This window comes from Breoghania sp. JC706 (assembly GCF_037026715.1).
Classification (GTDB): Bacteria; Pseudomonadota; Alphaproteobacteria; order Rhizobiales; family Stappiaceae; genus Breoghania.
This window is the reverse complement of record NZ_JBANCG010000004.1, coordinates 209,774-232,517: the sequence shown is the minus strand read 5'-3', so window position 1 is coordinate 232,517 and position 22,744 is coordinate 209,774. Positions and strand designations below refer to the sequence as shown.

Genomic DNA, 22,744 nt, shown 5'->3' with positions numbered 1-22,744 from the left:
GGGGCATCTGCCTTAATTTGTTCGCATTTTAGTCGCCAAACGCGACCGGAAGACGGTATCATTGAAAGAACAGGAAGACAGGTTCGCCTCATGCCCACGATTGCCCTTGTGGACGACGACCGCAACATTCTCACTTCCGTCTCTATCGCCCTGGAATCCGAGGGATACCGGGTGCAGACTTACACCGACGGCGCGTCCGCGCTGGACGGGCTGACGGGCGATCCGGTCGATCTCGCCATCCTCGACATCAAGATGCCGCGCATGGACGGCATGGAGCTTCTGCGTCGCCTGCGCCAGCGCACGGACATGCCCGTGATCTTCCTCACCTCCAAGGACGACGAGATCGACGAGCTGTTCGGCCTGAAGATGGGCGCCGACGATTTTATCCGCAAACCCTTCTCCCAGCGACTGCTGGTGGAACGTGTGCGCTCCGTCCTGCGCCGGGCCCAGCCGCGCGACGCGACAGCCCCCAAGGGCGAGGATGCCCGCACGCTGGAGCGCGGTCTGCTGGTCATGGACCAGGAGCGCCATACCTGCACCTGGCAGGGCCAGCCGGTGACGCTGACGGTCACCGAGTTTCTCATTCTCTATTCGCTCGCCCAGCGCCCCGGCGTGGTCAAGAGCCGCAACGCCCTGATGGACGCGGCCTATGACGATCAGGTCTATGTCGACGACCGAACCATCGACAGCCACATCAAGCGGCTGCGCAAGAAATTCAAGGTTGTCGATAAGGAATTCGACATGATCGAAACGCTCTATGGCGTGGGCTACCGCTTCCGCGAGGGCTGAGACGCAGGCCGCCGCGGCCCGGGCGTACGGCAACGCGCGCAGGGAACGGGCTGACGGCGATTGACTTGCCCCGGGCCCGCGCGGCAAAACGGCAGGCCGCCGGATGCGCCACATGGGCCCGTCCCCGTCCCGGGGAGCCGGCACGCTGGCGGCAGGACGTTTCTAGGCCGGAGTGACGATCATCGATACGCGCACGGAAGCCGCGAATGCCGGCGACAAGCGCCGCGTGGAACGCCGCAGGGTGCGGCGGCGGCTGATCGTGCGCGCGGGCTCGCTGCTGTCCACGTATGTCTTCTCCAGCCTGACCCGCCGCATCGTCGTTCTCAATCTCGTGGCGCTGCTGGCGCTGGCTTCCGGCATTCTGTACCTCAACCAGTTCCGTGCCGGGCTGATCGACGCGCGCGTCCAGAGCCTGCTGATCCAGGGCCAGATCATTGCCGGCGCCATCGCGGCCTCCGCCACCGTCGATACCGATGCCATCACCATCGATCCGGAAAAGCTGCTGGAGCTTCAGGCGGGCGAGAGCATCTCGCCCAATGACGAGCAGTCGCGCGCGCTCGATTTCCCGATCAATCCCGAACGCGTGGCACCCGTTCTGCGGCGTCTGATCTCGCCGACGAAAACGCGCGCGCGCATCTACGATCCGGACGGCACGCTGATCCTCGACAGTCGCCACCTCTATGCGCGCGGCCAGATCCTGCGTTTCGATCTGCCCTCCACCAAGGAGGACACGACCGGCTGGCTGGAAGGCATCTGGCAGAAGATCAAGCTGTGGCTGCGCCGGGGCGATCTGCCGCTCTATGAGGAGGCAGGCGGCGGCAGCGGCCGCAACTACCCGGAAGTGGTGGCCGCACTCGGCGGATCGCCCGCTTCCATCGTGAGGGTTTCCGAAAAGGGCGAACTGATCGTCTCGGTCGCGGTGCCGGTGCAGCGCTTCCGCGCGGTGCTGGGTGCGCTGCTTCTGTCCACGCAAGGCGGCGACATCGACGACATCGTGGCGGCCGAGCGCTGGGCGATCCTGCGCGTGTTCCTGGTGGCGGCCATCGTCACGACCGTTCTCGCCGTCATGGTGGCGGGCACCATCGCGGGCCCAGTGCGCCGGCTGGCCGCAGCGGCGGAGCGGGTGCGCCGCGGCGTCGATTCGCGCCAGGAGATCCCGGAATTCGCCGGCCGCCAGGACGAGATCGGCAATCTGGCGCGTACGCTGCGCGACATGACCAACGCGCTCTACAACCGCATGGACGCGATCGAGCGGTTTGCCGCCGACGTGGCGCACGAGTTGAAGAACCCGCTGACCTCGCTGCGCAGCGCGGTGGAAACCCTGCCGCTTGCGCGCAACGAGGATTCGCGCGAGCGCCTGCTGCACGTGATCCTGCACGACGTACGCAGGCTCGACCGGTTGATCTCCGATATCTCCGATGCTTCCAGGCTCGATGCGGAGCTGGCGCGGGCCAATTCCGAACCGCTGGATATCGCGGAATTGCTGGAGGGTATCGTCCATGTCGCTCGCCAGGTACGCCGCGAGAGCCAGCCGGACGTGGTGCTGGAACTCGTCAAGCCGCGTGAAACCCATGCCTTCAAGGTGCGCGGCAACGGCTCTCGGCTGGGGCAGGTCTTCAACAACCTGCTGGACAATGCCCGCTCGTTCTCGCCGCCCGACGGCCGCGTCGTGGTGACTGCGAAGCGGGATGGGCGCGACATCGTCGTCACGGTGGACGACGACGGCCCCGGCATTCGTCCCGACGTGGCCGAACGCATCTTCGAGCGCTTCTACACCGACCGCCCGGAGGGCGAGGAATTCGGCAACAATTCCGGCCTCGGCCTCTCCATCTCGCGTCAGATCGTGGAGGCGCATCGCGGCACGATCACGGCCGGAAACCGGGTAGAGGCCGACGAAGAGGGCACCGAACGCATTCTCGGCGCGCGCTTCACCGTGCGCCTGCCCGCGCATCGCGTCACCTGAGAAAGGCGACAGGAGGAGAGCACCATGCGGGTCAACGGCACCGCCACTCATGCGACCTGCGTCGTCGTCGGCACGGCCGGCGTGCTGATCCGCGGCGCGTCGGGCTCGGGCAAGTCCGCGCTGGGGCTCGCGCTGGTCGGGCATGCGCGCGGGGCTGGCCACTTTGCCGCCCTTGTCGGAGATGACCGCGTGGCGCTCGATGTCTCGGGTGGCCGCCTTGTCGCCCGTGTCCCGCCGGCCATCGCCGGCCTGATCGAACAGCGCGGCCGCGGTATCCGCTCCGTGCCCTATCTGCCCGCCGCCGTGGTGCGGCTGGTCGTCGACCTTGTGCCGGCAAAGACCATCGACCGCATGCCGGAGGAGGCCGCGCTGAGGGCGGAGATCGCCGGCGTCACCTTGCCGCGCCAGCCCGCGCCCGAGCACGACATCGGCCAGGCTCTCGCGCTGACCCTGACCGCGTTGCAGCAATCCCGGCAATTCTGACGGCGTGGTCCTGCGGTTCTTGCGGGCAGGCCGAAAGGGCCTCCTGAGGCGATTTCATGCGCAGTTTCCGGGATGTGCCGGGCATCTGCGCCGCAATCGCACGAAATTTGACCGCTCGGCTGGCGATTTTTCTTGCACTGCGGCGAAGCCTCGCCAAGATGAGCGTTCCGAAAAATATGCCGGTGGACGCCGGTCTCGCCGAAGTACCGCCTGGAAGTGCGGCAACGGCCCGGGTCTGAGGTGGCCCGGAAAGCGGGGCTCGTCCGGCGCAGGAACGGCGCCAAGGTGCGGAACGTTAGGGGGCTGGGCGTTGAAGGATCGGGTGCCGAACCGGGCAGGTTGTCTCGCAGACCGGTTGCGGCTGGATCGATGCGGATACTTCGCACCGGCCCGTCCCTTCGAATGGCCTGGTATCGCGAACGGCAGGGCACGCCGGTGACAAACAAGCAAGCGGGTCAGCAATGATAGGTCTCGTCCTCGTCACGCATGGGCGACTGGCAGAGGAATTCAAGTCGGCGCTGGAGCACGTGGTCGGTCCGCAGGAGCGGATCGCGACCATCTCCATCGGTCCGGACGACGACATGGAGCAGCGGCGCCAGGATATCCTCGCCGCCGTGGAGCGGGTCAACGAAGGGTCCGGGGTCGTGCTTCTTACCGACATGTTCGGCGGCACGCCCTCCAACCTCGCCATCTCGGTGATGGAAGGCAAGAACGTGGAAGTGGTTGCCGGCGTGAACCTGCCGATGCTGATCAAGCTGGCGAGCGTCCGCGCCGATACTTCGCTTGCCGATGCCGTGGAGCAGGCCCGCAAGGCCGGGCGGAAGTACATTTCCGTCGCCAGCCAGGTATTGTCCGGACAATAGGAGAGCGCGCCGTGATGCAGGACGACCGCCCGGCCGCCGGGCAGCAACAGCAGGCGGCGCTGGCCGAAGAGGCGGACGCGGACGATATGTCCCGCCATGGCCGCATCGAGACGCCCGCGGAAGAGCGGGATCTGAAGATCGTCAACCGGCGCGGGCTGCATGCGCGCGCCTCCGCCAAACTGGTGAAACTGGTTGAGCAGTTCGATGCCGAGGTGGAGGTCTCGCGCGACGGCCAGACCGTCGGCGGCACCTCCATCATGGGCCTGATGATGCTCGCCGCGAGCCCCGGATGCTGCATTCATGTGGCAACTGCCGGCCGCGAGGCCAGTGCGGCCATGGCGGCCATCGTGGAGTTGGTGGAGCAGGGGTTCGGCGAAACCGACTGAGTGTATCCGCCGAAGCGCACGCCACCCCGCTGTTGCTCACCCGTCACTCCCCTACCGCCTGCCCGCATCGGGACGCCTCCAGTCATGACTGAACCAATTGGGGTGCATTTTGTATTTTTGAACCCAATGTGGTACATTTTTCAAAATTGAACCGATAATGGTTCATATCGTCGTTGTCGGAGGCATGGCATGGCGCGTGACAGGCGGACTCGGTTCGCGGTGGTCATGGGCGATCTGATCGCCAGCGAGAAGGCGCCCTCCCGCGCCGCACTCCACGCGGCTTTCAACACGGCAGTCGAGAGGGCCAATCGCGATCATGCGCAACATGTCGCCTCGCCGCTGACGATCACGCTCGGAGACGAGTTCCAGGGACTCGTCAACTCGTTCGCCGCGGGTTTCCGGCTCATACATGCGCTGCGCCTCGATCTCCTTGGCCGCGAGGTCGCCTGCCGGTTCGTGCTCGGCGCGGTGCAGCTGGAAACGCCGCTCAACCCGGACAGGGCCTGGAACATGATGGGCTCGGGGCTGGCCGCGGCCCGCGAACGTCTCGATGACAAGGCGGCGCCCGGCGCCTATCGCTTCTCCTTTCCCGATGCGCCTGATGTCGAGCCGTTGCTGAACGGGCTCGGCGAAACGCTGACCTTCCTGGAGCGGGGCTGGACGGCGATCCAGCGCGGCTACATCCTCGCGTATCTGGGAGAAGGGCTCACTGTTACCGAGATCGCCGGACGGCAAACGGTCAGCGAACGCGCCGTCTACAAGGGGCTGACGGCCGCGAACGGCGATTTCTATGAGCGCCAGCTTGCCGCCCTGCAGGGCTATTTCGCCGCCCTTGATGAAAGGGCCGCCCTGGACGAAAGGGGTGAGGCGGAATGATGGAGACAGGGACCCTTGCCGTGATCCTCGTCGGCTACGCGCTGTTCATTCCGGTGATCTGGCAGGCGGGCAACCTTTTCATCAAGAAGGGCATCATCGAACCGCTCGGCACGCAGATCGTCATGACGGCGGCCGAGGGGGCGGAGAACGGCAGCGCCGGAGCTGCGGATCGCACGCGCGAACTGAAGGCCGGTCGCGTGATCGGTGCGCTGGAACGGCTGCTGATCGTTGCCGGCCTGGTTCTGGGCAAGTGGGAAGTTCTCGTCGCGGTCATCACGCTGAAGACAGTTGCGCGCTTCCCCGAGCTCGAAAAGCAGATCAGGGCGGAATATTTCCTGATCGGCTCGCTGGCGAGCGTGCTGTGGGCGCTTCTGTCGGCGGTCGCCCTGCTGCTCTACGATCAGCGCCTCGGGTTCGGCATTTTTCCCGCAAGCCTGCTCGGCGGGATTGCTCCGCTCGTGCGCTGAGCCGGCCGGGACGGGGCGCGGTCAAGGTCGGAAGTGTCCGCCGCAGGATTAACGTTCCAGCCATCAATATAAAGAAATCTTTATATCCTTATTGCCGCATTTCCCTATCGGCGCTATAAACCGGCCGATCGTTTCGGCCGCTTTCCGGTTTTCCGGTTCCGGATTCCGGTTTGTGGCCGCAAGGCGCGGACGGGCAGCCCGCTCCGCCCCTATCCGGTTCACGCAACCACAGGAATTCACATGACCGCCAGCAACTACATCGTCAAAGACATCGCCCTTGCCGACTGGGGCCGCACCGAGATCGACATCGCCGAGACCGAGATGCCGGGCCTGATGGCCGCGCGCGAGGAATTCGGCGCGTCCAAGCCGCTGAAGGGCGCGCGCATCGCCGGCTCCCTGCACATGACGATCCAGACGGCCGTTCTCATCGAGACGCTGGTTGCGCTGGGCGCCGAGGTACGCTGGGCCTCGTGCAACATCTTCTCCACCCAGGACCAGGCGGCGGCCGCGATCGCCAAGGCCGGCATCCCCGTCTTCGCCGTGAAGGGCGAGACGCTGGAGGAGTACTGGGAATACGCCGACAAGATCTTCGAGTTCGAGGGCGAGCCCTGCAACATGATCCTGGATGACGGTGGCGACGCCACCATGCTCATCCTGCTCGGCGCCAAGGCGGAGAAGGACCCGAGCGTCCTCGACAATCCGTCGAACGAGGAAGAGGAAGCCCTCTTCGCCACCATCAAGAAGCGTCTGGCGAAGAATCCGGGCTGGTACTCGAAGATCCGCGACTCGATCAAGGGCGTGTCGGAAGAGACCACCACCGGCGTCATGCGCCTTTATCAGATGGAGAAGCGCGGCGAGCTGCCCTTCCCGGCGATCAACGTCAACGACAGCGTCACCAAGTCGAAGTTTGACAACCGCTACGGCTGCCGTGAATCGCTGGTTGACGGCATCCGCCGCGGCACCGACGTGATGATGGCCGGCAAGGTCGCGGTCGTGTGCGGCTACGGCGATGTGGGCAAGGGCTCCGCCCAGTCGCTCGCCGGCGCCGGCGCGCGCGTCGTCGTCACCGAGATCGACCCGATCTGCGCCCTGCAGGCGGCGATGGACGGCTTCGACGTCAAGACGCTGGACGAAGTTGCCCCCACCGCCGACATCTTCGTCACCGCCACCGGCAACAAGGACATCATCACGCTCGACCACATGCGCGCCATGAAGGACATGGCGATCGTGTGCAACATCGGCCACTTCGACAACGAGATTCAGGTCGCAAGCCTGAAGAACTACAAGTGGACCAACGTGAAACCGCAGGTGGACCTCATCGAGTTCCCCGAAGGCAAGCGCATGATCCTGCTCTCCGAGGGCCGTCTGGTGAACCTCGGCAACGCCACCGGCCACCCGAGCTACGTGATGTCGGCCTCCTTCACCAACCAGGTGCTGGCCCAGATCGAGCTGTTCACCAAGGGTGACCAGTACAAGAACTCAGTCTACATCCTGCCCAAGCATCTGGATGAGAAGGTCGCCCGCCTGCATCTGGCAAAGCTCGGCGCCAAGCTGACCGTTCTGTCCGACGACCAGGCTTCCTATCTCGGTGTGGAGAAGACCGGTCCGTTCAAGAGCGAACTCTACAAGTACTGATCGGATTGAGCCGGAGCGGGCAGGGCGGCGACGGTCGCGTCCGTTGCTTGTCCAAGGGTTTTCCACTGCCCGGCTGCGGACCAAACCCCGGGATTGACTCGCGGAGTGCGTCACAGGCGCGCTCCGCTTTCCGTTTTAGGGGTTGGTACTCTTCTGCCTGATTCCCAAACGCGTTATGGTGAAGCGAATCACACGCCGCACGAGGCAGACGGCGACGGGGATTCGGGTTTTCATCTACGCCTCCAGCGGCGGAGGGGACGGTTTCGATGCCGGACTGCGGCAAGATCCGTGCGCGTATAGGCGCGGCACGGCACGGGCGGATTCCATGCGCGATGCAGGAAGGCGGCGCAAAGCGCGCCGCGCCTGACGTGTCGCCAATGGAACCGTGCTCCGGAGCCGAAAGCAGCGGGCGCATCCCGGTCTTCAGTCGCTGCCGTCCGGTCGTTCGCGCGCTGCTTTCCTCCACCATGCTTGCCGCTGCGCTCCCGCTCGCCGGCGCATCCGCCGCCTTTGCCGCCGCGGCGTTGCCGCGTCTGTCGGCCGGCGCCGGTCCTCTCAACTCGCTTGAAGTCATCTGGTTCTCCGCCTTCGTCGGCGCTGTGGCCTTCGGGGTCGCTAGCGCCGTCGGCATGGTGCGCGTCCGCCGCCGCGCCCAGAGCCGGATCGACCTGCTGACGAGCGAGAACGGCGACCTGAAGCTGCGTCTCGACCGGCTCGAAGGGGTGCTGGATACGGACGACCAGCGTCTCGTCGTATGGCCCTCGCGCGAGGCCGAGCCCATCGTGCTTGGCGGTCTCAACGGTGCCAGCGGTGCGCCGCGCAGCCCCGCCGCGCTGCTGGCCTTCGGCACGTGGCTCCAGCCCGACAGCGCCGCACGGCTCGAAAGCCTTCTGGAAACGCTGCGCGAGCAGGGCGCAGCCTTCACGCTGACGCTGCAGGCCCGGCAGGGCGGGTTCATCGAGGCCTCGGGCCGCACCGCCGGCGGCTGGGCCGTTCTGCGCCTGCGCGACCTGACCGGCGAGCGCGCGCGCCATGCCGATCTCGCGCACGATCACGCCCGTCTCAACTCCGACATGACGACGCTCAAGGCGCTTCTCGATGCGCTCGACGGTCCCGTCTGGCTGCGCGATCCGGAAGGCCGCATCTCCTGGGTCAACCGCGCCTACGCCGCCGCCGTGGAAGCCGATGCCGGCAATGCGGTCGAACAGGACATCGAGCTGCTCGACGCCGCCGGCCGCCGCGCCATGAGCGAGGAGCGTGACGACGACGGCCGCTTCAAGGCCCGCCTGCCCGTCGTCGCCGCCGGCCGCCGTCATGTCTTCGACGTCATCGACGTCGCCCGCTCCTCCGGCAGTGCCGGCATCGCGCTCGATACCTCCGAGCTTGAGCAGATGCGGTCCGAGCTGAAGCGCACCGTCGAGTTCCACGCCCGAACCCTCGACCAGCTGGCCACCGCTGTCGCCATCTTCGGTCCCGACCGCCGTCTGCAGTTCCATAACGCCGCCTTCCAGACCCTCTTCGGCCTCGACCCCGCCTTCCTGGAGAGCGGCCCGGACGACGGTGCCGTGCTCGATGCCATGCGCGCGGCGCGCAAGCTGCCCGAACAGGCCGACTACCGGCAGTGGCAGAAGAAGCATCTTGAGAGCTACCAGTCGCTGGAGCCGCGCGAGGTGTGGTGGCACCTGCCCGACGGCCAGACGCTGCGCGTCATCGCCAACCCGCATGCCAAGGGCGGTGTCACCTACATCTACGAGAACGTCACCGAACGCATCGAGCTGGAAAGCCGCTACAACGCGCTGATCCGGGTGCAGGGCGAGACGCTGGATCACCTGACCGAGGCCGTTGCGGTGTTCGGCTCCGATGGTCGCCTGCGTCTTTGGAACCCGGCGTTTGCCTCCTTCTGGCAGCTGTCGGAGGAGGATCTCGGCGAGAGCCCGCACGTCTCCAACGTTTTCGGAACCTGTGCGCGCCTGTTCCCCGATCCGCAGGCCTGGAAGGGCCTGACGACGACCATCACCGGCCTTGCCGACAACCGCGCGCGCGCCTCCGGCCGCATGCAGCGTCCCGACGGCAACGTGCTCGACTACACCACCGTGCCGCTGCCCGATGGCGGCACGCTGGTCGGCTTCGTCAACGTGACGGACTCGGTCAACGTCGAACGCGCGCTGATGGACAAGAACGAGGCGTTGCGCGAGGCGGATCAGCTCAAGAACACCTTCGTCCAGCACGTGTCCTACGAGCTGCGCTCGCCGCTGACCAACATCATCGGCTTCGCCCAGCTTCTCTCCGATCCCAAGTTCGGCACGCTGACGGAAAAGCAGTCGGAATACACCGACTACATCATGTCCTCGTCCTCCGCGCTCTTGGCGATCATCAACGACATTCTCGATCTGGCCACCATCGATGCCGGTATCATGGAGCTCGACCTCGGCGAGGTTGCGATCTCCGATGCGGTCGCCGGCGCCATCGAGGGTGTGAAGGACCGGCTGGTGGAAACGAACATCGATCTGAGGGTCGATGTGCCGGCCGACATCGGCACCTTCGTTGCCGACGAGCGGCGCCTGCGCCAGGTTCTCTTCAACCTGATCTCCAACGCGATCCGCTATTCCGACGAGGGCGGCGTCGTGGAGCTTTCGTGCATGCGCAATCATGGCGAGATCCGCTTCGTGGTGCGCGATCACGGCTGCGGCATCGCCAAGGAGAACATCGATAGCGTGTTCTCGCGCTTTGTCGGTCACACGTCCGGCTCGCGCCGTCGCGGCGCCGGTCTCGGGCTCGCCATCGTCCGCAGTTTCGTCGAACTGCACGGCGGCACGGTGGAGATCCAGTCGGAGGAGAACGTCGGCACGACGGTGGTGGCCAAGTTTCCGCAAAAGCCGAAAGCGGCGGAGCGCGATGCGGCCGAGTGACGGCGTGAGCAGAGCGCGGCGCTCTTCACCGCTCCGCCCGATGCGCGCTATAAGCCGGTCAGCGTCGCAATAACGTCCGAGAAACCACCCGTGTCCAGTCTGTCCACCCTGCGGATCGATCTAGCCGACGAAGCCGCCACGCAGCGGCTTGCGGAAGACCTTGCCATGGTGCTGAGACCCGGCGACGCGGTGGCACTTCACGGCGATCTTGGGGCCGGCAAGACGACGTTCGCCCGCGCATTGCTGCGGGCGCTGGCCAATGATCCGGAGCTTGAGGTTCCAAGCCCCACCTTCACCCTCGTCCAGCCCTATGACTTCTCCCGTTTTCCCGTCGCCCATCTCGATCTCTATCGCACGGAGGATCCGGACGAGATCGTGGAACTCGGTCTCGACGACATGCTGGCGGAAGGCGCCGCACTCATCGAATGGCCCGAGCGCGCCGACGGCATGCTGCCGGCCGACACGCTGTGGCTGGCGCTGGAGCCGGGGGCGTCCGCGAATGCCCGTGTCGCGACCTTTTCGGCCGCTGCCGGCGACTGGGCGGAGCGCCTGCCGCGAAGCTTCGCGCTTCGCGCCTTTCTCAAAAACGCCCGTTGGCGCGATGCGACCCGCCGCTTCTTGCAGGGCGATGCCTCTGCCCGGCGCTACGAGACCGTCGACACGCCGGCCCGTCACGCCATCGCGATGAATGCGCCGGCCCGGCCCGACGGCCCGCCGGTACGAAACGGCCTACCCTACAGCCGCATCGCGCATCTGGCCGAAGACGTGCGTCCCTTCGTGGCCATCGGCACGGCATTGCGCGAGGCCGGCTTTTGCGCGCCGGAAATCTATGCCGCCGATCTCGATGCCGGCTTCCTGCTGATTGAGGATCTGGGCCGGGGCGCCATCGTTGCAGACGGTGCGCCGGTCAGCGAACGCTACATGGCTGCGGTGGACCTGCTGGCGGACCTGCATGCCCGCCCATGGCCGGCGGAGGTGGCGGTCGGCGACGGCGCGGTCCACCATGTACCGGCCTATGACCGCGATGCGCTGATGATCGAGGCCGAACTCTATCTCGACTGGTACGTGCCGGACGTGACCGGCGCTCCCGCCTCGCCAGAGGCGGCGATCGCGTTCGGACAAGGCTGGGACCGGCTGATCGCCCTGATGGAGACATCGCCCACGACCTGGGTGCTGCGCGACTTCCATTCGCCGAACCTGATCTGGCGGGATGGCGAGACGGGCAACCACCGCCTCGGGCTGATCGATTTTCAGGACGCGGTGATCGGACCGGAGGCCTACGATCTCGCCTCGCTCGCTCAGGATGCCCGCGTCACGATACCCGCCGCGCTGGAAGAGGCGTTGGTCTCGCGCTATGTGGATATCCGCCGGGCACGGGATAAGGAATTCGACGAGGCGGCACTGAGGCGCGACTACGCTATTCTCGCCGCGCACCGGGTGACCAAGATCATCGGCATCTTCACGCGGCTTGCGCGGCGGGATGGAAAGCCCGGCTACCTCGTGCACATGCCGCGGCTCTTTGCCTATCTGGAACGCTCGCTGTCGCACCCTGAGCTTTCCGACATGAAGCTCTGGTACGATCGATTCGCGCCGCGATAGAAAATTCACGTCAGAACACGGATAAGGCCGGCGAACGGCCCTCTAAGATTGAAGACATGACCAAAAACAACACCTTTCGCCCCAAGAAGGCGATGATCCTGGCCGCCGGCCTCGGCAAGCGCATGCGCCCGCTCACCGCGACCACCCCGAAGCCGCTCGTCGAAGTCGCCGGCAAGGCGCTGATCGATCGCAGCCTCGACAGGCTGGTCGATGCGGGCGTGGAAACCGCCGTGGTCAACGTCCACTGGCTGGCCGATCTGGTCGAGGTTCATCTCGCCCGCCGGTCCGCGCCGAAGATCGAGATTTCCGACGAACGCGGCGCCCTGTTGGAGACTGGCGGCGGCATTGTCCATGCGCTCGACAAGCTGGGCCCCGACCCGTTCCTGCTGTTCAATTCCGACAGCTTCTGGATCGAGGGCTCCCGGCCGAACCTGGAGGTGATGTTCGAGGCCTGGGACGAGACCCGCATGGACGCGCTGCTGATGCTTGCCTCCACGGTGGAGACGGTCGGCTATTCCGGCCCCGGCGATTTCGTCATGGACCGCGACGGCCTGCTTGCCCGGCGCGAGGAGCGCAAGGTGGCGCCCTTCGTCTATGCCGGCACCGCGCTGCTGCACCCCCGTCTTTTCGAGGGCGCGCCGGAGGGGGCGTTCTCGCTGAACACGCTGTTCGACAGGGCGATTGAGGCGGACCGGCTTTTCGGCGTGCGCATGGACGGCCTGTGGCTGCATGTCGGCACACCCGAGGCCATCGGCAAGGCGGAAGCCAAGATCCGCGAAAGCGCGGCCTGAGAGACGCGATCGCGGAAGCGGCCGACGTTGCACCGATCGTTTCGGTCGGGCAGCGAATTGGCCTAAGCTCCCGGCATTGATTCCACCGGGGGCCACCATGCCGGGCGAGCCGCGCCTTTACTCCATCCCGCCGACAGCGCCGTTTCTCGACACATTGGTCGACCGGCTGATCGACGGCACGCTGATCCCGGGCTTTGCCCCCGGCCGCGATCCGCTGGCGCTGGCGGACGCGACCATCTACCTGCCGACGCGGCGCGCGGCGCGCTCCATCCGCGAGGCGTTCCAGCGCGCGTTCGGTGGCAATGTGGCGCTGCTGCCGCGCATCCGGCCCCTGGGCGGCGTCGACGAGAGCGAGCTGGTGCTGCACGCCAGCGCCGATCTGGAGCCGCTGCCGCCCGCCATGAGCGACATGGAGCGGCGCATCGCCATGACGCGGCTGATCCTCGCCTGGGCCACAAAAGTCCGCCGCGAGGTGCTGAAGCTGAAGCCCGGCGAGGCGATCGCCATCCCGGCATCCCCCGCCGATGCTGCGTGGCTCGCCGCCGATCTTCTTTCCCTGATGGACCAGATCGAGACGGAGGAGGCCGACTGGGCCGCGATCCAGGCATTGGTTCCCGACGACCACGCCGAATACTGGCAGATCACGTTGGAATTCCTGAAGATCGCCACGGAGATCTGGCCCGCCTATCTGGCTGAAAATGGCCGCATGGACCCCAATGCGCGCCGTTCGGCCCTGATCCGGCGGGAAGCCGCGCGCCTTGCCGAAAACCCGCCGCGGGGACCAGTGATTGTGGCGGGCTCCACGGGCTCCGTGCCGGCCACCGCCGACCTCATCAAGGTGGTGGCGCATCTGGAGAAGGGGGCCGTCGTTCTGCCGGGGCTCGATCGCGGCATGGACGAGACCGTCTGGCGGGCACTGACCGATACCGCGAACCCGGTTCCCTCCCATCCCCAATACGGCCTGAAGAGGCTGCTGATGCATCTGGACGCGGATCGCGATCAGGTTGTCGATCTAGCAACTCCCGCATCGCCGGAACTCGCAGACCGTGAAGTCATCGTCGCCGAGGCCTTGCGTCCGGCGGAGACGACGGATGCCTGGCGCGCCTTCCTGAAGGAGCCTGTGGTCACCCGTGCGCCGGATGCCTTCGCGGATGTCTCGCTCCTTGTCGCGCGCAACGAGACGGAGGAAGCGCTGGCGCTGGCGCTTGCCTTGCGCGAGGCTGTCGCCGACGGCCGGCAGGCTGCCCTTGTCACGCCCGACCGTATGCTCGCCCGTCGGGTCGCCGGCGAATTGCGGCGCTGGGATCTGGCGGTTGACGACAGCGCCGGCCAGCCGCTTCACCGTTCGACGCCCGCAACGCTTGCCCGGCTCGCCACCTCGGCGGCGCTTGAGGGGCTGGAACCGGTCACCCTGCTGGCATTGCTGAAGCATCCGCTCTGCCGGCTATCGCTGCCGGCCAGCGCCATCCGCGATGCGACCCGGGCGCTGGAGCGGGCGATCCTGCGCGGTCCCCGGGCGCGCCACGGCACGCAAGGGCTGCTCGTTGCGCTGGAGGCCGCCGAAGCGGAGGCAGCCGTCGATACCCGTCTGCCGCGCTGGCGGCGCCTGTCGGAGGCGGAATGGAGCGCGGCGCGCGATCTCTGCCGGCGTCTGGCCGAGGCTTTGCGGCCGCTTGAGGAACTCTTCGAGGGGCGCGGGCTTGTGCCGGTCGAGCTCCTCGCCGAGCGTTCCGTCGCCTGCCTGAAGGCGTTGGCGGCCGACGAGACCGGCTCGGATATTGCGCTTTTTTCCGGCGAGGCTGGCGAGGCTCTGGCTGCGGCGCTCACCGGCGTGATCGAGGCGAAGGGGGCTGGGCTCGCCATTCCCGCCTCCGACTGGCCGCCGGTCTTCGATGCGCTGATATCCGGGGTGCCGGTTCATTCGCGCGCGCCCGCCGATCCGCGCATTCACATCTGGGGCCCTCTCGAAGCGCGTCTCCACTGGCCCGACATGCTGGTACTCGCCGGCCTCAACGAAGGCACATGGCCCGCCACCACCCGAAATGACCCGTGGCTCAACCGGCCGATGAAGCGTGACGTGGGACTGGAGCCGCCTGAACGACGCATCGGTCTTGCCGCGCACGATTTCGCCCAAGGTCTGGGCGCAAGGCAGGTGCTGCTGTCGCGCGCGGCGCGCAGCGGTTCCGCGCCCACCGTCGCCTCGCGCTGGCTGCAACGCGTTCTGACGCTCGCAGGGCGCGAGACAGCCACGGAAATGGCCGAACGCGGCCGCCGGTTCCTCGACTGGGCGCGTGCGCTCGATGCCGCGAAGGGCCCCGTCCGCCCCGCCGCCCGGCCCTGGCCGAAGCCGCCGGTTGAAGCGCGCCCGCGCAAGGTGTCGGTGACGGCGGTGGAGACCTGGATCCGCGATCCGTATGCCCTCTTTGCCCGCGATATCCTGAAGCTCGACCCGGTCGCCCCGATCGGGGGGCTGCCGGGGGCGGCGGAGCGCGGCACGCTGATCCACGACGTTCTGGCCGACTTCCTTCAAGAGTGGGACGGCCCCTTCGATCGGGCCGCCTGCGACCGGCTCGTCGAGATGGGCCGCGAGCGCTTCGCCCCGCTTGCCGCATTTCCCGAGATTCACGCGCTGTGGTGGCCGCGCTTCGTGCGCATAGCGGAGTGGTTGGTGCTCGAATTCGAGGCGGGACGCGCGGACATCGCGGCCCGTCACGCCGAAATCGCCGGCCGCGTGGAGATCGACGGCCCGGCCGGCCCCTTCTTTCTCACCGGCCGCGCCGACCGCATCGATATCGCCGGCGACGGCTCGCTGGTGCTGCTCGACTACAAGACCGGCACGCCGCCTTCGGCCAAAGAGGTGGCGAGCCTCTTCGCGCCGCAACTTCCACTGGAGGCCGCCATGGCGACGCGCGGCGGTTTCAAGGACATTCCGGCCGAAGCGCCCGTCTCCAAGCTCGCCTATATCCGGCTTTCCGGCGGCACGGAGCCGGGTCAGTACAAGTCGGTGGGCGCGGACGCCGATATCGCGGAACTGGCGGAAGACTCGTTCGAACGCCTGAAAGGCCTCGTCCACGCCTATGACCGGCCCGAGACCGGCTATCTTTCCCGCGCCCGGCCAAAGTTCGAGGGCAACATGGACGGCGACTACGATCATCTGGCCCGCGTGCGCGAATGGTCGGTTGGCGAGGAGGGCGAAGGCTGATGGAGATCCCCGCCGTCACGCTGGAGCGCCAGCGCAACGCCTCCCACCCGCAGGCCTCCGCCTGGGTGAGCGCCAATGCGGGCGCCGGCAAGACCTTCGTGCTCGCCCGCCGGGTCGTGCGGCTGCTTTTGAACGGCACCGATCCCGCGCGCCTGCTCTGCCTCACCTTCACCAAGGCAGCCGCCGCCGAGATGGCCTCGCGCGTTTTCGATACGCTGGCCGACTGGGTGTCGCTCGATGATGACGCGCTTGCCGCGGCCATTACCGACATGGGCGAGGCGCCGCCCGATGCGGCAAAGCTCGCCCGCGCCCGCCGGCTATTCGCCACCGCGCTGGAAACGCCGGGCGGGCTGAAGATCCAGACGATCCACGCCTTCTGCGAATCGCTGCTGCACCAGTTTCCGCTGGAAGCGAATGTCGCCGGGCATTTCACCGTGCTCGACGAGCGCGTGCAGGACGAATTGCTGACCGAGGCCCGCGCAAGCGTGCTGCATCAGGCGGCCGAGGACGAGGACGGCCCGCTCGGCCGTGCGCTCGCGAGCCTCATCGCGCTGATGTCGGACGGCAAGGTCGCGGACGTTGTCGATGCGGTCATCGCCAAACGCGACGACCTGCGCCGCTGGATCGTGGAAGCCGGCACGCTGGAAGACGGGCTTGCGGCCCTCTCCAGGGCCTTCGGCGTGGCACCGGGCGAGACCGTCGCGGCCTGCGACGCTGAAATTCTCGACGCTGCCATCGAACCGGAGCGCCGCAAGGCCATCGCCGAAGCGCTTCGGACCGGCACCAAGACCGATATTGCGAAGGCAGACGCGCTGGACGCCTCGATTGCCGCGCCTTCCGAGGAAGAGCGCCGGCGCGCGTACCTCGCAGCCTTCCTCACCAAGAAGGGCGAGCCGCTGAAAAGTCCGGCGACGAAGGCGATCCAGCAAGGATTTCCCGACGTCGTCGATGCGCTGGTCGATGAGGCCGCGCGGCTCGTCGCCCTCTTCGAGCGCCGACGTGCCATCGTCACCATGGAGGGCACAGCCGCGCTGATGCGTCTCGCGGATGGCGTCCTCCAGCACTATGAGCACGACAAACGCCAGCGCGGCCTGCTCGATTTCGAGGATCTCGTCGTCAAGACCGCCAATCTGCTGTCGAGCCGCGAGGCGGCGGCCTGGGTGCAGTACAAGCTCGATCAGGGCCTCGATCACATCCTCGTCGACGAGGCGCAGGACACCAGCCCGCGCCAGTGGCAGGTGATCAGCGCATTGGCCGAGGAATTCTTCGCAGGCGAGGGCGCACGCCCCGTCACGCGCACGCTTTTTGCCGTCGGTGACGAGAAACAATCGATCTACTCGTTCCAGGGCGCGGTGCCGGCCTACTTCGCGGAAATGCGGCGCCACTTTCAGCGCCGCGCGAGCGAGGGCGGCGGCATTTTCCACGATGTGCGCCTGACGCTCTCCTTCCGCTCCACCGCCGATGTGCTGGGCGCGGTCGATCTGGTCTTCGCCGACGAAGCCGTGCGCAAGGGCCTCTCGCGCGACGGCGAGGCGCCGGTGCACGAGGCGGTGAGGCGCAACGATCCGGGCCTTGTCGAGATCTGGCCGATGCTGGCGGAGGAAAAGACCGATCCGCCCGATGACTGGCGCGAGCCGCTCGACCATGCGGGCCCCGGGAGCCCGATGATCCGCGTGGCGGAGCGCATCGCGGAAACGGTGGCCGGATGGCAGCGCGAGGGAACGGCAAGCGCCGGCGACGTGCTGGTGCTGGTCAGGAAACGTGGGGCCTTCGTCGCCGCGCTCAATCGGGCGTTGAAGGTGGCGGGCGTGGCGGTGGCCGGTGCGGATCGCCTGACGCTCAGCGAGCACATCGCGGTGCAGGATCTGGTGGCGCTCGGCCGCTTCGTGCTGCTGGCCCAGGATGATCTCTCGCTCGCCTGCCTGCTGAAGAGCCCGCTCTTCGGGCTCGATGACGACGACCTCTTCGCGCTTGCCCATGATCGCGGCGAGCGCACGCTCTGGCAGGCCCTGCGCGCCCGCGCCGACGGCAAGCCGGCCTGGAAGCTCGCGCTCGCGACGCTGGAGGACTGGCGCGCCCGGGCGGACTTCGTGCCGCCTTACGAATTCTATGCCCGCATTCTCGGTGCCGATGGCGGACGCCGGCGCATGCGCGAACGGCTCGGCCAGGAAGTGGACGACGTCCTCGACGAGTTCCTCAACCTCGCGCTCGACTACGAGGGAACCGGCGTGCCGGGGCTCGAAGGCTTTCTCGCGTGGCTGACCGCCGCGCCCACCGAGATCAAGCGCGAGATGGAAGGGGCCGGTGGCGCGGTACGGATCATGACCGTGCATGGCGCCAAGGGGCTGGAGGCGCCGATCGTCTTTCTGGTCGATTCGGGCGGCAAGCCCGCACATCACGGCCACGATCCGGACATTCTCGCCTATCCGTTGTCGAAAGATCCCGTCGCGGCGCCTGCGCTTGTCTGGAAACCGGCCGCAAGCGATCAGACCGCATGGCATGCGGAAGCGATCGCCGGGGTGCGTGAGGCCGCGGAAGAGGAATACCGCCGGCTTCTCTACGTGGCGATGACGCGGGCGCGGGACCGGCTGGTCGTATGCGGTTTCGCCGGAGCGCGGGGGCCTGCGGAAGGGTGCTGGCACGCTCTCGTCGAACACGCCCTGTCGCCCCAGGCCAGAGAAATATGCGACGGAGCCGGGGAGGTCGTCGCGCGCTGCTGGCAGAAGGCGCGGACGGCGGCGGACAAGGAGGAGACGAAGGCCCCGACGCCGGAGAGCGCCGCAGAGCGCGATACGGAAGGCCGGGCCGGGCCTGTGCCGCTGCCCGACTGGATTCTCGACGCGGCGCAAGCTTATCGACCGCCGCGCCGGCTTGCGCCTTCGCGCGCTGCCGACCTGCTGCCCGAATCCATCGAGGAGCCGGAACCGCGCCATGCGCTGGAAGCCGCGCTCGATCCGGGCCACTGGGGGCTGGTGCGCGGGCAACTCGTCCACAGATTGTTGCAGTCGTTGCCCGAAATCGCGCCGGCGGAGCGCAGAACGCGGGCGCAAGGGCTGCTCGAAAGCGCGCTTGATGCGCGATTTGCGCAGCGTGCCCAGCAGCTTCTGGACGAGGTCTTCGCCGTGCTCGACGATCCCGCCTTCGCGGAAGTCTTCTCGCCGCAAAGTCGGGCCGAGGTGCCCATCGTCGGCACGCTCGCCAACGGGGAAGGCGAGACCTACGCCGTCTCCGGCCAGATCGACAGGCTGGTCGCAAAAGGCGACGAGGTGCTCATCGTCGACTACAAGACCAACGCCGACCCTCCGGAAACCGTCGAGGCGGTGCCGGCCGACTACATTGCGCAGCTTGGCGTCTATCGGCTGCTGGTTTCCAGGCTCTATCCTGGGTGCCGGGTGCGTGCGGTTCTGCTTTGGACCGAGACCCCGCGCCTGATGGAGATCCCGCGCGATGTGCTCGATGCCGCCGTCAGGGGGCTCACCGTCACGGGCTGAGGCGTCGGAGACACGCCCCGTCGCTTGACGCCTCGTGCCGACCTTCCTACTTTTGCGGCAACGCGGGTCGCATTGCGCGACCCTCAAACCGAAGAGGTTTTCCCATGGCGACTGAAAAGGTCACCGACGCGTCTTTCGATACGGACGTGCTGAATTCTTCCGAACCCGTCGTCGTCGATTTCTGGGCGGAATGGTGCGGACCGTGCAAGCAGATCGCCCCGGCGCTCGACGAGATCGCCAACGAGATGGAAGGCCAGGTGAAGATCGCCAAGCTGAACGTCGACGAAAACCAGAACACGGCGATCAAGTACGGCGTTCGCTCCATCCCGACGCTTCTGCTGTTCAAGAATGGCGAGCTCGCCGCCACCCAGGTTGGCGCCGCGCCGAAGAGCCGGCTTTCGGACTGGATCAAGAGCGCGCTTTGATCCGGCCCGTCGGGCCCCGGCCGTGAGACACGTCAAAGGCCCCGGTGCCCGCAGCGCCGGGGCCTTTGTCTTGCCGGGCTCTCGCGACAGGTCGGCCGCGCAACAGGATGCCGCGGGATGAGCGGACTTGATTTTCTGCGCCGGAACCCTCAAATGCGAGCCACAATCGGTATCATTCCTGCCGTTTCGATGACGGGGACACTATGAGCGACGAAACCAAGAACACTGAAAACGAAGCCGCGGTGGATCTCGCCGAGGAAAGGGCGCGCGCAGCCGCAGGCGCGCAGGCAAACGACCCGGCGGACGCGGCGAACGACGACGGCCCGAAGGACGCGGATGCGCTTGTCGCGGAGAACGCCGAGCTGAAGGATCGCACGCTGCGCACGCTGGCGGAGATGGAGAACTTGCGCCGGCGCACCGAGCGTGAGATCTCGGACGCGAAATCCTATGCGATCGCCAGCTTCGCCCGCGACATGCTGAATGTCGGCGACAACCTGCGCCGGGCGCTTGAAGCCGTTCCGGAGGAAATGCGCGCCAATGCCGACGATGGTCTGAAGGCGCTTCTGGAAGGCGTGGAGATGACCGAGCGCGAGATGCTCAACCAGCTCCAGAAGCACGGCGTGAAGCAGATCGACCCGTCGGGCGAGAAGTTCGATCCGAACTTCCACCAGGCGATGTTCGAGGTGCCGAACGACCAGGTGCCCAACGGCACGGTCGTGCAGGTGGTCCAGACCGGCTACGTGATCGGCGAGCGCGTTTTACGTCCGGCCATGGTCGGCGTCGCCCGTGGCGGCCCCAAGCCGCAGCCGAAGCCGGAGGGCGCCGGCGAGGCCGGACAGACGGTCGACAAGACGGCGTAAGATCCGGCCCGGACAAGCGGGGAACTGGCAGGGAACTGGTTTATCTGCGAATTCTTCCCCCTCATGCCCTCCCGTCGTCATTGCCCGGCGAAGTCCGGGCAATCCACTGCCGGCCGCGGCATGTGTGGCGAACGCTGGATCACCCGGACTTCGCCGGGTGATGACGGTGGAAGCATCGGTTTTCGGGGCGCGCATTTTCGCAAAGCGAGTCGATGACACTGAAGAGATTGAGCACCGGAGCTGAATTCTCAACCGGACGGCAGCGGTTGGCGCCGGCAACGAGCGAATGAGTTCTGCGACAAGTCCCTGGCTCCCGTTTCCGGCCGCCCCCTTTCAGGCTACCCTGCCGCATGGCAAACCTTCTCCAGATCCTCGATTTCATCGGCGTGGCGGTCTTTGCCGTCTCCGGCGGCATCGTCGCCTCGCGCCTGAAGCTTGACATCCTCGCCTTCGTGCTGCTTGCGACGTTCACCGGCATCGGCGGGGGAACGTTGCGCGACCTGTTGCTTGGCGTTCCGGTCTTCTGGGTGGGCGACCAGACTTATCTCGTCGTCTGTGTCGTTTCAGGCATCGCGACGTGGTTCATGGCGCATCTGGGCGAGGCGCTCGGCAAGCCGTTGCGCTGGGCCGATGCAGTGGGCATGGCGAGCTATTCCGTCATGGGTGCCGCCAAGACGCTGACCGTGATCGACCGGCCCGCGGTTGCCGTGCTGATGGGCGTCGCCACGGCGGCTTTCGGCAGCGTGATCCGGGATACGATCGCCAGCCAGCCGAGCGTCATCGTCAACCGCGAGATCTATCTGACCGCTGCCTTTGCCGGAGCGTTCTCCTATGTGGTGATGGTCGAGTTCTCGGTTCCGCCGTGGCCGGCGGCGGCCGTTGGGGGCCTCATCGCCTTCGTCCTGCGCGCCGGCGCCATCCAGTACGGTTGGTCGCTTCCGGGCTATCGGGCTCCGGGCAGCGAGTAGGGAGCGCCTCAACGCGGCCCGGTCAGGCCCTGCGGAAGACGTGTATGGCGGCAGCAAGATCCTCGATCGCGGTGCCGGTCGACTTGAACAGCGTCACCTGGTCGTAAAACCGCCGCCCGGCCTTTTCGCCGCGGCACAGCTCGCTGAGATCGGCGGCGATGTCCTCGGCGGAAATGACGCCGGCGGCGATGGGCTGGACCAGATCGCCGGCCTCCGACAGGGCGCCGGCACGCGTATCCACGAAGAGCCGCGCCTTGGTGACCGCCGCATCGTCGCTTTCGCGAAGGTCGGGCCGGAAGGCGCCGACCAGATCGAGGTGGCTGCCGGGGGAAAGCCAGTCTCCGAGAACCAGCGGCTCCGGCGAGATCGTCGCGCAGGAAATGACGTCCGCACCGCGCACGCCCCCTTCCAGATCCTCCGTCGCACGCACTGTCAGACCGTGCCGGCCGTTGATCGCGCGCGCGAGCTTTTCAGCCGCCGAAGGCGTGCGGTTCCAGATCAGCACCTCCGAGATCGGTCGCACGGCCGCATGGGCGCGGATCAGGTAGGGCGACAGGGCGCCGGCGCCGATCATCATCAGCCGCTTGCTGTCCTCGCGCGCGAGATAGCCTGCGGCAAGCGCGGAGGCGGCAGCCGTGCGCCAAAGCGTGATCGCCTGTCCGTCCATCACCGCCAGCGGCTCTCCTGTCTGGCCCGACATGAGCATGTAGGTGCCCATGACGGAAGGCTTGGAGAGCATCGCGTTGTCGGGAAAGACGGAGACGATCTTGACGCCGATATAGCCTCGCTGCGAGGTGCCCTGCGCGGCGAAATCGTTCCATGCGGGCATCAGCAGCAGCGCGGCATCCGCGCCGTCTGGGCGCGCGATGGTGTGCTGGTGGCGCACCGGTGCGGCGACGTCGGCGCGAAAGGCGCTTCGAAGCGTTTCCACCAGATCGCGGAACGTCAGGGAGCCGTTGATCTCGGCAGCGGTAATCACACGCATCCGCACCCCTCGCTCTGAAAAAGCCGGCCATCCTTCCCGAACACGGGTCTAC

At 66.9% G+C, this 22,744-nt stretch carries 17 protein-coding genes; 16 read left to right on the top strand and 1 reads right to left on the bottom strand.

Going from position 1 to position 22,744, the window contains the following annotated elements:
- Positions 1-90: 90 nt before the first annotated feature.
- From V2L18_RS09575 to V2L18_RS09500, 16 genes are all read left to right on the top strand, one after another.
- Positions 91-789, top strand: a complete 699-nt coding sequence (locus V2L18_RS09575) for a response regulator transcription factor (protein ID WP_336178006.1) — start codon at positions 91-93, stop codon at positions 787-789.
- 178 nt (positions 790-967) lie between these two features.
- Positions 968-2,752, top strand: a complete 1,785-nt coding sequence (locus V2L18_RS09570) for a stimulus-sensing domain-containing protein (RefSeq protein WP_336178280.1) — start codon at positions 968-970, stop codon at positions 2,750-2,752.
- Positions 2,753-2,776: 24 nt separating this feature from the next.
- Complete coding sequence (locus V2L18_RS09565) at positions 2,777-3,235, top strand: HPr kinase/phosphatase C-terminal domain-containing protein (protein WP_336178005.1); 459 nt, start codon at positions 2,777-2,779, stop codon at positions 3,233-3,235.
- Positions 3,236-3,696: 461 nt separating this feature from the next.
- Complete coding sequence (locus V2L18_RS09560; RefSeq protein ID WP_336178004.1) at positions 3,697-4,098, top strand: PTS sugar transporter subunit IIA; 402 nt, start codon at positions 3,697-3,699, stop codon at positions 4,096-4,098.
- Between the two features lie 86 nt (positions 4,099-4,184).
- Entirely contained in the window at positions 4,185-4,484 is a 300-nt protein-coding gene (locus V2L18_RS09555) for an HPr family phosphocarrier protein (RefSeq protein ID WP_336178279.1), read from the top strand.
- A gap of 189 nt (positions 4,485-4,673) precedes the next feature.
- Positions 4,674-5,360 carry a SatD family protein gene (locus V2L18_RS09550; protein WP_336178003.1) on the top strand — a complete coding sequence of 229 codons (687 nt, stop codon included), beginning with the start codon at positions 4,674-4,676 and terminating at the stop codon, positions 5,358-5,360.
- A complete protein-coding gene (locus tag V2L18_RS09545; protein WP_336178002.1) occupies positions 5,357-5,827 on the top strand; it encodes a hypothetical protein in 471 nt (156 codons plus the stop codon). The genes V2L18_RS09550 and V2L18_RS09545 overlap by 4 nt, the downstream gene beginning before the upstream one ends.
- 240 nt (positions 5,828-6,067) lie before the next feature.
- Positions 6,068-7,462, top strand: coding sequence for an adenosylhomocysteinase (gene ahcY / locus V2L18_RS09540; protein WP_336178001.1), 1,395 nt, complete (start codon positions 6,068-6,070; stop codon positions 7,460-7,462).
- Between the two features lie 377 nt (positions 7,463-7,839).
- Positions 7,840-10,371, top strand: a complete 2,532-nt coding sequence (locus V2L18_RS09535; protein ID WP_336178000.1) for an ATP-binding protein — start codon at positions 7,840-7,842, stop codon at positions 10,369-10,371.
- A gap of 90 nt (positions 10,372-10,461) precedes the next feature.
- Complete coding sequence (tsaE, locus tag V2L18_RS09530; protein WP_336177999.1) at positions 10,462-11,970, top strand: tRNA (adenosine(37)-N6)-threonylcarbamoyltransferase complex ATPase subunit type 1 TsaE; 1,509 nt, start codon at positions 10,462-10,464, stop codon at positions 11,968-11,970.
- 56 nt (positions 11,971-12,026) lie between these two features.
- Positions 12,027-12,761, top strand: a complete 735-nt coding sequence (locus V2L18_RS09525) for a nucleotidyltransferase family protein (RefSeq protein WP_336177998.1) — start codon at positions 12,027-12,029, stop codon at positions 12,759-12,761.
- 97 nt (positions 12,762-12,858) lie between these two features.
- Positions 12,859-15,963, top strand: a complete 3,105-nt coding sequence (addB, locus tag V2L18_RS09520) for a double-strand break repair protein AddB (RefSeq protein WP_336177997.1) — start codon at positions 12,859-12,861, stop codon at positions 15,961-15,963.
- Positions 15,963-19,454 carry a double-strand break repair helicase AddA gene (gene addA, locus V2L18_RS09515; protein ID WP_336177996.1) on the top strand — a complete coding sequence of 1,164 codons (3,492 nt, stop codon included), beginning with the start codon at positions 15,963-15,965 and terminating at the stop codon, positions 19,452-19,454. The genes addB and addA overlap by 1 nt, the downstream gene beginning before the upstream one ends.
- A gap of 104 nt (positions 19,455-19,558) precedes the next feature.
- A complete protein-coding gene (gene trxA, locus V2L18_RS09510; RefSeq protein WP_336177995.1) occupies positions 19,559-19,879 on the top strand; it encodes a thioredoxin TrxA in 321 nt (106 codons plus the stop codon).
- A 203-nt stretch (positions 19,880-20,082) separates the two neighbouring features.
- On the top strand, positions 20,083-20,739 hold the full coding sequence (grpE, locus tag V2L18_RS09505) for a nucleotide exchange factor GrpE (protein WP_336177994.1): 657 nt from the start codon (positions 20,083-20,085) through the stop codon (positions 20,737-20,739).
- 350 nt (positions 20,740-21,089) lie between these two features.
- Entirely contained in the window at positions 21,090-21,707 is a 618-nt protein-coding gene (locus tag V2L18_RS09500) for a trimeric intracellular cation channel family protein (RefSeq protein WP_336177993.1), read from the top strand.
- A gap of 22 nt (positions 21,708-21,729) precedes the next feature.
- Here the strand turns inward: V2L18_RS09500 and V2L18_RS09495 are convergent, their stop codons facing one another.
- Complete coding sequence (locus V2L18_RS09495) at positions 21,730-22,692, bottom strand: ornithine cyclodeaminase family protein (protein WP_336177992.1); 963 nt, start codon at positions 22,690-22,692, stop codon at positions 21,730-21,732.
- Between the last annotated feature and the right edge of the window lie 52 nt (positions 22,693-22,744).

Coding starts and splice junctions, on each gene's coding strand:
- addA (WP_336177996.1), top strand. CDS start 15,963: ATGGAGATCCCCGCCGTCACGCTGGAGCGCCAGCGCAACGCCTCCCAC.
- V2L18_RS09575 (WP_336178006.1), top strand. CDS start 91: ATGCCCACGATTGCCCTTGTGGACGACGACCGCAACATTCTCACTTCC.
- V2L18_RS09535 (WP_336178000.1), top strand. CDS start 7,840: ATGGAACCGTGCTCCGGAGCCGAAAGCAGCGGGCGCATCCCGGTCTTC.
- ahcY (WP_336178001.1), top strand. CDS start 6,068: ATGACCGCCAGCAACTACATCGTCAAAGACATCGCCCTTGCCGACTGG.
- addB (WP_336177997.1), top strand. CDS start 12,859: ATGCCGGGCGAGCCGCGCCTTTACTCCATCCCGCCGACAGCGCCGTTT.
- V2L18_RS09500 (WP_336177993.1), top strand. CDS start 21,090: ATGGCAAACCTTCTCCAGATCCTCGATTTCATCGGCGTGGCGGTCTTT.
- grpE (WP_336177994.1), top strand. CDS start 20,083: ATGAGCGACGAAACCAAGAACACTGAAAACGAAGCCGCGGTGGATCTC.
- V2L18_RS09550 (WP_336178003.1), top strand. CDS start 4,674: ATGGCGCGTGACAGGCGGACTCGGTTCGCGGTGGTCATGGGCGATCTG.
- V2L18_RS09565 (WP_336178005.1), top strand. CDS start 2,777: ATGCGGGTCAACGGCACCGCCACTCATGCGACCTGCGTCGTCGTCGGC.
- V2L18_RS09545 (WP_336178002.1), top strand. CDS start 5,357: ATGATGGAGACAGGGACCCTTGCCGTGATCCTCGTCGGCTACGCGCTG.
- V2L18_RS09495 (WP_336177992.1), bottom strand. CDS start 22,692: ATGCGTGTGATTACCGCTGCCGAGATCAACGGCTCCCTGACGTTCCGC.
- trxA (WP_336177995.1), top strand. CDS start 19,559: ATGGCGACTGAAAAGGTCACCGACGCGTCTTTCGATACGGACGTGCTG.
- V2L18_RS09560 (WP_336178004.1), top strand. CDS start 3,697: ATGATAGGTCTCGTCCTCGTCACGCATGGGCGACTGGCAGAGGAATTC.
- V2L18_RS09555 (WP_336178279.1), top strand. CDS start 4,185: ATGTCCCGCCATGGCCGCATCGAGACGCCCGCGGAAGAGCGGGATCTG.
- V2L18_RS09525 (WP_336177998.1), top strand. CDS start 12,027: ATGACCAAAAACAACACCTTTCGCCCCAAGAAGGCGATGATCCTGGCC.